This is a genomic window from Oribacterium sp. oral taxon 108 str. F0425 (assembly GCF_000214455.1).
Lineage (GTDB): Bacteria > Bacillota > Clostridia > Lachnospirales > Lachnospiraceae > Oribacterium > Oribacterium asaccharolyticum.
In genome coordinates this window covers 1,397,782-1,410,325 of record NZ_AFIH01000001.1, presented here as the reverse complement: position 1 = coordinate 1,410,325, position 12,544 = coordinate 1,397,782, and the positions used below count along the sequence as shown (strand labels likewise).

Here is a 12,544-nt window from a genome sequence, read left to right as displayed (position 1 = left end):
GATAAAAAAAATGATTCTTGTTCGTGACCTTACGTAATGATTTATTATATCTATAAGGAGGTGCGTAAATATGACGAAATACAGAGCAATTCCACCGGGATTTATGACTGTCGGGGAAATAGCAAAGAAAATGGGAGTTACCATACGTACTCTACAATATTACGACAAAGAAGGATTGCTTACTCCATCAGCAGAAAGTGAGGGTGGACGCAGGCTTTATACAGATAAAGATTTGCTTATGCTTAATCAAATTATATCCTTGAAATCACTGGGATTTTCTCTGGAGGACATAAAAGGGCGTTTGTTCCCTTTGGAAACGCCGGAGGAAGTTGCAAATGCGCTTTCCGAGCAGGCAGAGGATATACGAAAAAAAATAGAGAAGCTTAAGGCTTCTTTGTCCGCAATAGAACAGTTAAAAGCGGAAGTTTTACAGATACAAACGGTTAATTTTAAGAAGTATGCAGATATTATTGTCAATCTACAGATGCAGAATGACTCTTATTCGCTAATTAAGCGTTTCGATGATGATACTCTCGACCATATACGCAGTCGATTTGACAAGAAAAGCGGATCGGATTTTATGGATAGGTTTAACCGCCTAAGTGATGAAATTATGCAACTTCAAAAAAATAAGGTGCCTCCTGAAAGCAAAAAATGCCAAGAACTTGTGAAAGAATACTGGGATCTCATTATGGAGTTTACAAATGGTGATATGACTATGCTTCCGAGATTGACGGAAGTAGGAAAAATAGATATCGCCACAAACGCTTGGGAAGAAAAGCAAAAAATTATAAATGAGTATTTAGGCCCTGCTTTGCAGATCTATTTTTCAAAACTTGGAACAAATCCTTTTGAGGAGGTGTAAGTGTGAAAAATGTAATACAGGTTCGTGGATTAAAGAAAAGTTATGGCAGGAATATAGTTCTTAAAGGCCTTGATTTTCAAATCGAAAAGGGCGAAATTTTTGCTCTGCTCGGTGTAAACGGCGCCGGAAAAACTACAACGTTGGAATGTATAGAAGGTTTAAGAAAGTATGATGGCGGCATAATCTCGGTGAACGGTAAAATGGGGATTCAACTCCAGTCCTCCTCTTTACCCGCGCATATCAAAGCTATGGAAGCGATAAATCTGTTTACAAAATGGAACAATACAACATTAGATTATGCCACACTTAACAGTCTTGGAATAAAAGAAATGGAGAAATCACAATACATCCAATTATCCACAGGACAGAAAAGGCGGCTACATCTAGCTCTTGCACTTGTTGGCAATCCGGATATTCTTTTTCTCGATGAACCGACAGCAGGACTTGATGTTGAAGGACGACTATCACTCCACAATCTAATCCGAGATCTCAAATCACACGGAAAAACAATTGTTTTGGCAAGCCACGATATGGCAGAAGTAGAAAGCTTATGTGACCGTATAGCCATTTTAAATAGTGGAAATATTGTCTTCTGCGGCAGCGCTTCTGAACTAACCGAGAAAATCGGAAGAAAATATTTCATCCATTTCAAGACACAAGAGGGAGACAAGTCTTTGGAAACGGACAACATAGAGGATACCTTGATTTCATTATTAAACGGATTTAAACAGAAAAAAATCCATGTATTGGATATTAAGGTTGATCGTGGCACGCTGGAACAACATTTTATTGAATTGGCAAGGAGGGAAGCGAAATGAACAGCTTTTTTTACAGCGTAGCATTACAGTGGAGATTGGATATACGAAGTAAGTCTCTCTTGGTTACTTGCTATATTGTTCCGCTTATCTTCTTTCTTTTAATGGGGGGGATTTTTACGTCCGTTATGCCCGAAATGGGAAACACGCTAATACAGTCTATGATTGTAATGAGTGTTTCAATGGGAGCCTTTATCGGATTCCCTCCTTTGCTGATTGAAACTTACGGAAGCGACATAAAAAAGATTTATAAAGCAAACGGTGCGCCTATCTATTTAGGGCTCGTTACAATGTATCTCTCTGCATTTGTGCACTTGATGATAAGCTGCTTGGTAATAGTGCTACTTGCCCCTATTTTATTTAAAGCAATTCTACCAACCCAACTTTCCATTTTCTTTCTTTCACTTTCCCTCTTTATTATTGTATCGCTGAGTATCGGAAGTATACTGGGGCTTATTGTAAGAAACCCGGCAAAACTGACCATGATAACGCAACTTGTGTTTTTACCCTCAATTATGCTTTCGGGGATTATGTTTCCTATCCATTTACTGCCTGATTTTCTTGCCATTTTAGGGCGTTTTTTTCCCGCTTATTGGGGATATCGTTTGATGTTGGATCACGGTTTTCATCTTGAAAATCTATGGTATTTGATTCTCGTATTTTGTTTAGCTGTAATTGCATGTACTGTGCTTTTAAATAAGCAAAAATTGCAGTAGTTTGGGGGACAACAATCTGAATAGAACGGAATCACTACCACCCGTCAAACGGGTGGTTTGCTCGGGGCTATAAGCCCCTGCTACTGGCCAGCGTCTAAAGGCGCTGGCTTTCATTTTGGGCTATGGGAAGTTTGCTTTGCACCTTCCCACAGCTCCATTCAAGCCATATTGCGTTTGACTCGTCGCTACCCCATAAAGGGGTATTGTTACTACTGCACTTTAACCCTTAAAAGGGTCTTCATATTCTTTAACACTTAGTTTATCCAAAGCTATATCGTGTTTTTCTTGATCTTGGATATACTTTTTTATTGTGGCTTCATTTAAACCTACTGTACTGACATAATAGCCTTCGGCCCAGAAATGTCTGTTCCCAAATTTGTATTTAAGATTTGCGTGTTTATCAAATATCATCAAAGCACTTTTTCCCTTTAAATAGCCCATAAAAGAAGAAACGCTAATCTTAGGTGGAATACTAACCAGAATGTGTACATGGTCCGGCATTAAATGCCCTTCTATAATCTCCACTCCTTTAAAGGCGCAGAGTTGCTTGATAATATCCCGAATATCTGACTTATATTGATAATATATTATTTTTCGCCTATACTTCGGTGTGAAGACAATATGATATTTACACATCCATTTCGTATGTGCTAATGCATATTCTTTCTTCGCCATAAAATCACCTTCCTTTTCTGCAATATAGCTTGAACAACTTTATTGTATTAGGAAAGGTGATTTTTGTATAACAAGTGTTTCCCACCCGCATAGCGGGTGGTTTTTTGTATCAGAGCTAACATTTTTCAAATGTCAGCTCCGATACTGGCTAAAGTCCATGAACGAGATATCGCACGCTGTGCGCACGATACTCGTTATGAATGAAAAAAGCGACGAGAAAGTTTCTTATCTCGTCGCTTTTTGCTTTAAGGAAATACTTATGTATTCTTTTACTCTTCCGCTGCCGCTCTATCCTTCGCTTCTTGAATTACGATGTTTTGGATATCACCGGGTGCCTGCTCGTAACGGTCAAATTCAAAGGAGAAGGATCCGGAACCGCCTGTCATGGAGCGAAGATCCGTGTTATAAAGGTAAAGATTACTCATCGGAAGCTCCGCTTCAATGAGCTGCTTACCGCCATGTACGGCATTCATACCGAGAATTCTTCCTCTTCTCTTCGTTAAGTCGCCCATGATGTCTCCCGTGTAGCTGTCGGGCACATTTACCGTCAGGCGGGCAATCGGCTCAAGAAGAACAGGATTTGCCTGCATAAAACCGTCCTTAAAGGCCATAGAAGCTGCAGTCTTAAAGGCTTGCTCGGAGGAGTCTACCGGGTGGTAGGATCCGTCCAGGAGGACAGCCTGTACGCCCACTACGGGATAACCTGCCAAGGGGCCCTTCTTGCAGGATTCCTGGATACCCTTTTCAACTGCAGGGAAATAGTTCTTCGGAACGGCTCCGCCGAAAACCTGCTCCTTAAAGGTATAAGCCTGATCATAGTCGAAACTCGGAGAGAATTCCATCACTACATCACCGTATTGACCGTGTCCGCCGGACTGCTTCTTATACTTACCCTGTACCTTGGCGGTCTTCTTAATCGTCTCTCTATAAGCAAACTTCGGCTTAGTTAAGATAAGAGAAACATTGTAGCGATCCTTCAAACGTGCTGCCAGTACCTCAAGCTGCTGTTCTCCGATACCATAAATTAAGCTCTGTCTGTTTTCCGGATCCGCCTTTACCTTAAGGGTGCGATCCTCTTCCATCATTCTCTGAAGAGCTGTGGAGAGCTTATCTTCATCCGCCTTATTCTCTGCGGTATAAGCCATATAGGTGTAAGGAGTAGAAATCTTCGGTGCATGATAAATAATCGGCGCATTACGAACCGCAATACTGTCTCCGGTCTCTGTAATACTCAGTTTTGCAACGGCACCCAAGTCTCCGCTCTTTAATTCCGGTACTTCAATCGGAGTATTTCCCCTTAAGATATAGAGCTTACCGATTTTCTCTGTGGCCTCTTTATTAACATTGTAAACCTCGAAGTTTGCCTTTAAAACACCGGTACAAATCTTAAATAAGGAGTATTTTCCAAGGAAGGGATCCGCAATGGTCTTCCATACTCTGCCGCTGATGGTTGCCTCGTCATTATAGTGCGCTGTAAAATGCTCCCCTGTCGAGGCGTCCACTCCGATTGCTTCCAGTTCCTTCGGGGACGGGAAGTACTTATCGATAACCTGTAAAAGAACATTGAAGCCCTGCACATGGATACCGGAACCCATCAGAATCGGGGCAATATTACATTGCTTTACATTTTCCCGTAAAGCGCTCTGGATTTCTTCCGTGGTAAATTCTTCTCCCGCAAAGTACTTCTCCATAAGCTCTTCGGAGCTTTCCGCTACGGCTTCCAGTAAGGAAGAACGGGCAATATTCAAATGCTTCTCCACATAGTCGGGAATCGGACAAGCCTCATATTCATTTAAATTGGTAAAACGGCGACCTGCCATCTTAACGACATTGACAAAGCCGACAAATTTCTCATTTTCACGAATCGGTAACTGGAAAGGAGCCACGGACTTACCGAAACGCTTCTCCAGATCCAAAACGAGCTGACGGAAGGAAGCCTTATCGTCATCCATATTGGTCACGAAGAAAAGTCTCGGAAGATGATTCTCCTCGCAAAGTTCCCATGCCTTTACGGTACCGGGCTCAATACCGGCTTTGCCGTTTACTACGATAATAGCGGCATCGGCAGCGCTGACAGCTTCTTCAACCTCTCCTACGAAATCAAAATAACCCGGGGTATCCAGTATATTGATCTTTAAATCTCCGTCTTCTCCTTTATACTCTATCGGAAGTAAGCTTGTGGAAATGGAAAACTTTCTCTTCTTTTCTTCCTTATCAAAGTCGGAAACTGTATTGCCTTCGTCTACGCTGCCCAGTCTGTTTGTCACCTTGGTCACATAACAAAGACACTCTGCTACAGTCGTTTTTCCGGCACTGCCGTGCCCTAAAAGAACAACATTACGAATACTTCCGGTATCATACACCTTCATAGAAACCTTTCCTCCAATCTTAGCTTCTTGTGAGAACCTATTCTATTCAGCCCTCTTTTGCAACGAGAGTCTGAAGCGTTCCCACAGAAAACTCGTTGATAACAAAATGGATAGTCATATTGTATCGAAAAAGGGACAAAATTTCAATCTTCTTAGTCAAAAAGAGAGATTTGATTGGAGAGAGGAATTTCTCCGAGTAGGCCTAATTCATGGAATTTATCTGCAAATGCCTTCGGGCAATGTGTTCTTTGCACAAAATCATCCTTGGAAAGGTAGGGGCCATATTTTGCCCCTTCTTCAAGACCGAGGGCTACCGCCTCTCCGAGTCCCGCTATACAGCTGAAGGAAGGCATGATTTCTCCTTCTTCCGTAATCTGAAAATCCTTGGCCTTTGCCTTATAGATATCGAGTTTGGCAAAGCGAATGCCTCTGGCATACATTTCCTCACAGATTCGCATATCACGAAGACATAGATTTTCTGTCGCGGAAAGCTTATCCTTCTCCAGATACTCCTGCATATAGAAACGGAGCTTTTCCACCCCGAAGCACATTTTATCAAAATCAAAGCCGTCCGCACGCACGGAATAATATGCCGTGTAATATTCTCGCGGATAGAAAACCTTACAGTAAGCTACACGGTAAGCCATCATGACATAAGCTGCGGCATGGGCCTTCGGGAACATGTACTTGATTTTCTTACAGGCGTCGATATACCACTCCGGTACACCGTGGTCGCGCATGTCCTGACACCACTCCTCTTTTAAGGGCTTATGCTTTCTGGTGGCCTCCATGATCGTAAAGCTTTCGGAGGGATCCAAGCCCATATGCATTAGATAAACCATGATGTCGTCTCGACAGCAGATGGCATCACGAAGAGTCGTTATCCCGTTTAAAATGAGGTCCTGCGCATTGTTTAGATACACATCGGTACCGTGGGAAAGTCCGGAAATACGAATCAGGTCGGAAAGATACTGCGGCTTCGTATCCACTACCATTTGCATCGCAAAACCGGTTCCGAACTCCGGAATTCCGAGACAACCGAGTTTTACTCCGTGAATGTCTTCCGGCTTAATCCCGAGAATTTCCGTAGATTGGAACAAGGACATGACTTCTTTGGAATCCAAGGGGATATCTTTTACGGGGTCAAGCCCGGTTAAGTCCTGCAGCTTTCTTATCATGGTCGGATCATCATGCCCGAGAATATCGAGCTTTAAGAGGTTATGGTCAATCTTATGATAGTCAAAGTGCGTGGTAATAATCGGGCTTTCCACATCATTTGCGGGATGCTGTACCGGGGTAAAGGTATTGATGTCCTCTCCGTGGGGAAGCACGACAATGCCGCCGGGGTGCTGCCCTGTAGTTCTCCGGATTCCGGTCAGACCCTGCACAAGGCGATCAATCTCCGCATTTCGCTTTTGTTCTCCTCGTTCTTCGTAGTAATTCTTAATCATGCCGTAGGCGGTTTTTTCAGCAAGAGTACCAATGGTCCCGGCCTTAAAGGTATTTTCCTCGCCGAAAATCGTTCCGGTGTAAGCATGTGCCTTTGCCTGGTACTCTCCCGAGAAGTTTAAGTCAATATCCGGCTCCTTATCTCCGTCAAAACCGAGGAAGGTTTCAAAGGGAATATCGAAGCCTAAGCGGTCCAGTTCCGCACCGCAGTGCGGACATTTTTTCGAGGGCATATCGTATCCTGCCATACCCGAATAAGACTTCACCTCTTCCGAGTCAAAGTCCGTGTAATAGCATTTAGGGCAGATGTAGTGCGGAGGCAAGGGATTTACCTCGGTAATGCGGGACATGGTCGCCGCAAAGGAAGATCCTACCGAACCACGGGAACCTACCAGATAGCCGTCCGCATTGGACTGATCCACGAGCTTCTGTGCGATGATATACATTACGGAGTAGCCGTTGGAAATGATGGAGTTCAGTTCTTTCTCCAAGCGATTTGCCACGATTTCCGGAAGCTTCGGACCGTAGATCTTATGCGCTGTTTCATAGCAGATTTCCCGCAATGTTTCATCGGAGTTCGGAATCACGGGCGGGCACTTGTCCGGACGTACCGGCTTAATCCTTTCGCATTGTTTTAAGATGTTTAGAGGATTATCAATTACGACTTTTTTCTTGGTATTTTCATCGAGATAGGAAAACTCCGAAAGCATCTCTTCCGTACTTCTGAAATAAAGGAAGGTATCCCCCTCCTCTTCCGTCATTCCCTTCGTGGCGAGGATGATTTTTCGGAAAATATCTTCCTCCTTGTCCGTATAATGGGCATCGGAAGTTGCGCAAACCGGCTTTCCGAGCTGTTCTCCGAGGGAAATAATCTTCTTATTGTACTGTATTAAATCTTCTTCCGTCTCCGCACTGTACTTATCGGAAGAAAGCATATAGCGGTTGTTTCCCAGCGGCTGGACTTCCAGATAGTCATAGAAGGACGCAATCGTGAGAAGCTGCTGATCGTCCATACCGCGAATCAGAGCCTGAAATAGCTCTCCGTTTGAGCAGGCGGAGCCGATAATCAGTCCTTCTCTGTATTTTTTCAGAAGAGACTTCGGAATACGGGGGTGCTTTGCAAAGTATTTTAAATGCGACTCGGAAATCAAACGATAGAGATTGATTCGCCCAAGGTCATTTTTGGCAAGCAAAATAATATGATAGCTAGGGAGTTTTCTTACCTTTCCCACGGTGTCCATATCGAGGCTGTCTATTTGCCCTAAGGACTGCACGCCTCTTTTTTCAAGCATTTCCAATTCTTTCAGGTAAATGCGGGCGGTTGCTTCCGCATCGTCTACGGCCCTGTGGTGATGCAAAAGTTCGATCTTTAATTCCTTCGCAACAGTGTCCAATTTAAAACGATGGAGCTTCGGAAGAAGGAGTCTTGACAAAGCCACCGTATCAAGTACCGGTCTTTTAAAAGGAATGCCGAGTGCCTTCGCCTTATTTTCCACGAAGTTATAGTCAAATTCCGCATTGTGTGCGACCAGAATACTGTCTCCGACAAACTCCAGAAACTTCGGAAGCACTACTTCAATGCCGTCTGCATCCATAACCATAGAGTCGTCAATCGAGGTAAGCTGGGTAATGCGATAGGGAATCGGAACACGAGGATTCACAAAGAGATCCATGCGGTCCACGATTTTTCCGTCTTCCAGTTTAACCGCACCGATTTCGATGATATGGTTTTTCTTCGGATCAAAGCCGGTCGTTTCCAGGTCAAAGACCACGGTGCTACAGGATAATGGGAGATCCTCGGAAAGATTTTTTATCACGGTATCGAGGTCATTTACGAGGTATCCCTCCATGCCGTAGATGATCTGCAGCTCGTCTTCCTTTCCGAGCTTTTTTAAGTGTGCCATGGCATCCGGGAAGGACTGCGCTACGCCATGGTCGGTAATGGCAAGAGCCGGCATACCGAATTCCAGAGCTCTATTAATATACTCTTCTATGTCGGAAACCCCGTCCATGTCGGACATTTTGGTATGAAGATGCAGCTCCACGCGCTTTTCTTTCGCATTGTCCACACGCTTTGCCCGAACAAAATCGGATTTTTTAATGCCGAATACACGGGAAAGCTCGAGCTCCTTATCGTACTGGTCGTATTCGATATTTCCTTTTACAGCTATAGTCTTTCCGACCTGTAAAAATGCTCTCGCATCGTCCAGATTTTCTTCTTCCACGAAGATTTTAGAGGCAATGGAGTCGGTATCATCCGTAAAGGAAAAGGTGAAGATGACCATACCGGATTTTCTGGTCGGGCGTTCATCCACATGAAGAATAATCCCCTGCAGCGCCACGGTTCCGGAGAATTCTCCAACCGAAGAAATCGGCACAATTTCGTCCTGGAAATCTCTGCCGTAATAAACCTCTTCTTTGTCGCTTCTCTTGAAAGGACCTCTACTTCCGAAGTTTCTTTTAAAGGATGAATCCTCTCCCTTACTCTCTTCTTTACCTTCCTCTTTAGTCTTTCCTAGGTTTTTCTCCGGTTTTTCCTTGTTTACCGCTGTATTGCTGCCGGCTTCACTGCTATCATTACTATGCTTGTCGGAGTTTTTCCCTTGCATTTTGGCCTCGATAGACTCGAACTTTTCCTTTTCTTCCCTATGTTCACGTCTTTCATCCTCTTCAAACTCTTTTTCTTCCGCTTTATTGAGCTCGGGACTATAGCTAATGGAGAAATGCAGGATAATTCCACAACGCTCATGCATTATTTTCTCAATGACCCGGATACATTCTTCCTCTTCCTTTTGAAAAAGGGCAATTTCCGGTATCAAAAGAGCTAGAGTGGATTCATCTTCCCACTCTAGCTTTCCCTTTGTAAACATTTGATGGAGCACAATGTTTTTTTCTTTCAACTCATCCAAAAGGGAGTCTTCATAACGCTCAAAAAGAATCTTCGCATTGTACTGGGAAGAAAGATGAAAGCTTTCGTGAATTTCTATCTGAATCTTTTTCCCCGAAAAAACTTGCTTTTGAATGAGCTCTTCCATGGCATGGAGTTCATTTTTTTTAAGTAAATGATCGCTATGCAGGTAGATTTTCATCTTCGTGCGATCCCTGCTTAACGTAATGCGACTGACTTCCGTCGTCATGAAGAGTGTTTCTAAGTCTTTATTTCCCTTCAGTTCTTGAAATACTTGAAAAAAGTTTTTCATGAATACTTTTCAATTTCCTCTCGTAGTGCGCTAAGTAAGTCTTCTTCCTTAACCTTTCGGATGATTTCTCCCTTTTTAAAGAGCATGCCGACACCCTTTCCTCCGGCAATGCCGAGGTCCGCCTCTCTTGCCTCTCCGGGGCCGTTTACCACACAACCCATAACGGCAATCTTTAAGGACTTATCGGGATAGGAAAAGGCAATCTTCTCCACTTCTTTTGCAAGGGAAATAAGGTCAATATCCGTTCTTCCGCAGGTGGGACAGGATACCACAGAAACAGCTTTTTTACGAAGTCCGAGCGTCTCCAAAATCAGCTGTCCGCTTCGAATTTCTTCTACGGGATCCGCGGAAAGACTGACCCGAACGGTATCTCCGATTCCCTCATTTAAAATAAGAGCCAGCCCCATGGCGGACTTGATATTACCGGACCAGACGGTGCCCGCCTCGGTAATCCCAATATGCAAAGGCAGTTCACACTTTTCCGCTACAATCTTATGCGCATGATAAGCCATTAAAACATCGGAGGACTTAATAGAAAGGACAAGATTATGATAACCCATGTTTTCCACAAGTTCGACATTCTTAAGAGCGGACTCCGCAAGCCCCTCCGCTGTAACTCTTCCATTGTACTTCTCTAAGATATCCTTTTCCAAAGAACCGGAATTCACCCCGATACGAATAGGAATATTTCTTTCCTTTGCGCAGTCTACAACCGCCTTTACCTTATCGGAGGAACCGATATTCCCGGGATTAATGCGGATTTTGTCAGCACCATTTTCCATAGCAAGGATGGCTAAGCGATAATCAAAGTGGATATCCGCCACCATGGGAAGAGGGGATTCCTCTCGGATTTTTCCAAAGGCAATTGCCGCTTCCTTTGTCGGAACCGTTAAACGAACCAGATCCGCACCCGCAATTTTTAAGGCGCGAATCTGGGAAAGACTTCCCTCTATATCCTCCGTCTTGGTATTGCACATCGATTGCAATACCACGGGATTCCCTCCGCCGATTTTTAAGGGAAGGGATGGGTAAAGTCCTTTTTCTTTTTTTCCGAGTTCAATTACTCGAGTTTCCGTTCGTTTTATCATTGTTTTTCCCCTTTTTGCCGGATTATTTCAATTTCAAAAAATCACCGGATGAACACTGTTTTATAGACTTCCTCAATGTTTCCCTAAAACACATTTTTACTCATTCCTCTTTGTATTTCAGCTGTACTACAGATTAGTTTAACAACTTGGAATACACTCCCGTAAACAAGTTGAATACATCATTAAAGACAATAGCCACCATGAGAAGTAGTAAAATAGCCATTCCTACAGTGTTGATTCTCTCTTCCCACTTCGGGTTTAAACGCTTTCGAAGAAGCATTTCGAGAAGAATAAAGAGGAGTCTTCCGCCGTCCAGCGCCGGAATCGGCAGTAAATTCATAATCCCGAGGTTTACACTAAGCATAAGAGAAAGGTTCATTAAAACCAATATCGTTAGGCGAAGACCTCCGGAGCTGGACTGCTGTACCGCACCGCCAATCACGGCCACGGTTCCTACCGGCCCCATCACATCCTGTCTGGAAACCTTTCCTCTTAGAATCATGGCGAGGCTGTCAAAGACAATTCGTGCATTAAAGCGGAATTCGTAATAGCTGTACTCAAAAACTTGAAATAAATTATTCGCCTTGGCCCTTCCGTTTTTTAATTGCACTCCAAGGCGATATCTTCCCGTTTCCGGATCCCGATAGGGACTAAAGCTAAAGCTTTCTTTCTTTCCCTCTCGAAGTACAGTGACTTTAATCTCTCCTTTCTTAAAGTCCTCCTGATGAAGCTCAAGAAAAATCGACAGCTCCTGCAAGGTGGCAAGGGAGCGTTTACTTCCGTCGGCAAAGGCAATAGCTACAATTCTATCTCCATCTTGTAAACCGCTTTCCATGGCCGGAGTCTTCACGGTAGAGGCTCCGATAATCGGAAATTCCGTACCAATATTTACCGTAAGAATAATGGCAAAGAGAAAGGCCAAAAGAAAGTTATGCCAGACCCCTCCAAAGCAGATAATAAATCTTTGCCAGGCGGGTTTCTTCTCGAAGCTGTATTTTTCCAAGTCTTCCTTGGAAAAAACTACGCCATCAAAGTCCAGAACATCTTCCTCTTCTTCCCCTTTCGCTGTCGAAAAATCACCGCTGCCTGCCGCATCCTCTCCGAGCATCGCACAGCTTCCGCCTAAGGGGAGAAGTTTCAAACTATACCTTGTGTTACGGAAGACACCGGAAAGAATCCGAGGACCCATCCCGATAGAAAACTCCAAAACACCGACCTTAAAAAACTTCGCCGCCAAAAAGTGACCTAATTCATGAAAAAAACCAAAAACGATAAGGCAAGTAACGCCAAAACAATACTCAAAATTACTCCTTTACTTGTTAAAATAATTAATCTCTATACTATCTTGTATTAAAATCTAAAATCAT

General features: G+C 43.6%; 8 protein-coding genes. 3 read left to right on the top strand and 5 right to left on the bottom strand.

What is annotated here, in order from left to right; genetic code table 11:
* Positions 1-70: 70 nt before the first annotated feature.
* Genes HMPREF9124_RS06655 through HMPREF9124_RS06645 form a run of 3 tightly spaced genes read left to right on the top strand, consistent with a single transcriptional unit; the run spans position 71 to position 2,396 of the window.
* The gene (locus HMPREF9124_RS06655; protein WP_009429298.1) at positions 71-865 is read left to right on the top strand and encodes a MerR family transcriptional regulator; all 795 of its coding nucleotides are present in this window, start codon (positions 71-73) and stop codon (positions 863-865) included.
* A 2-nt stretch (positions 866-867) separates the two neighbouring features.
* Positions 868-1,683 (top strand): ABC transporter ATP-binding protein, encoded by an 816-nt coding sequence (locus tag HMPREF9124_RS06650; protein WP_009429950.1) that lies wholly within the window; start codon positions 868-870, stop codon positions 1,681-1,683.
* Positions 1,680-2,396 (top strand): ABC transporter permease, encoded by a 717-nt coding sequence (locus HMPREF9124_RS06645; RefSeq protein WP_009427702.1) that lies wholly within the window; start codon positions 1,680-1,682, stop codon positions 2,394-2,396. Before HMPREF9124_RS06650 ends, HMPREF9124_RS06645 begins: the two co-directional genes overlap by 4 nt.
* A 219-nt stretch (positions 2,397-2,615) precedes the next feature.
* On the opposite strand, the gene tnpA is transcribed toward HMPREF9124_RS06645, so the two are convergent.
* The 5 genes from tnpA to HMPREF9124_RS06620 all read right to left on the bottom strand — a co-directional run bounded on the left by tnpA (position 2,616) and on the right by HMPREF9124_RS06620 (position 12,414).
* Positions 2,616-3,071: an IS200/IS605 family transposase gene (gene tnpA, locus HMPREF9124_RS06640; RefSeq protein ID WP_007156859.1), complete on the bottom strand. Its 456-nt coding sequence runs from the start codon at positions 3,069-3,071 to the stop codon at positions 2,616-2,618.
* Between the two features lie 269 nt (positions 3,072-3,340).
* Positions 3,341-5,440, bottom strand: a complete 2,100-nt coding sequence (locus HMPREF9124_RS06635) for an elongation factor G (protein WP_009427673.1) — start codon at positions 5,438-5,440, stop codon at positions 3,341-3,343.
* Positions 5,441-5,592: 152 nt separating this feature from the next.
* The gene (locus HMPREF9124_RS06630) at positions 5,593-10,089 is read right to left on the bottom strand and encodes a PolC-type DNA polymerase III (RefSeq protein ID WP_009428955.1); all 4,497 of its coding nucleotides are present in this window, start codon (positions 10,087-10,089) and stop codon (positions 5,593-5,595) included.
* A complete protein-coding gene (gene ispG / locus HMPREF9124_RS06625; protein ID WP_009429468.1) occupies positions 10,086-11,177 on the bottom strand; it encodes a flavodoxin-dependent (E)-4-hydroxy-3-methylbut-2-enyl-diphosphate synthase in 1,092 nt (363 codons plus the stop codon). The genes HMPREF9124_RS06630 and ispG overlap by 4 nt, the downstream gene beginning before the upstream one ends.
* Positions 11,178-11,310: 133 nt before the next feature.
* Positions 11,311-12,414 (bottom strand): M50 family metallopeptidase, encoded by a 1,104-nt coding sequence (locus HMPREF9124_RS06620; protein WP_009428218.1) that lies wholly within the window; start codon positions 12,412-12,414, stop codon positions 11,311-11,313.
* Positions 12,415-12,544 lie beyond the last annotated feature (130 nt).

Bases quoted from the DNA above. Each gene is read 5' to 3' on its own strand.
- HMPREF9124_RS06630 (WP_009428955.1), bottom strand. From the start codon at position 10,089: ATGAAAAACTTTTTTCAAGTATTTCAAGAACTGAAGGGAAATAAAGAC.
- HMPREF9124_RS06635 (WP_009427673.1), bottom strand. From the start codon at position 5,440: ATGAAGGTGTATGATACCGGAAGTATTCGTAATGTTGTTCTTTTAGGG.
- HMPREF9124_RS06645 (WP_009427702.1), top strand. From the start codon at position 1,680: ATGAACAGCTTTTTTTACAGCGTAGCATTACAGTGGAGATTGGATATA.
- ispG (WP_009429468.1), bottom strand. From the start codon at position 11,177: ATGATAAAACGAACGGAAACTCGAGTAATTGAACTCGGAAAAAAAGAA.
- HMPREF9124_RS06655 (WP_009429298.1), top strand. From the start codon at position 71: ATGACGAAATACAGAGCAATTCCACCGGGATTTATGACTGTCGGGGAA.
- tnpA (WP_007156859.1), bottom strand. From the start codon at position 3,071: ATGGCGAAGAAAGAATATGCATTAGCACATACGAAATGGATGTGTAAA.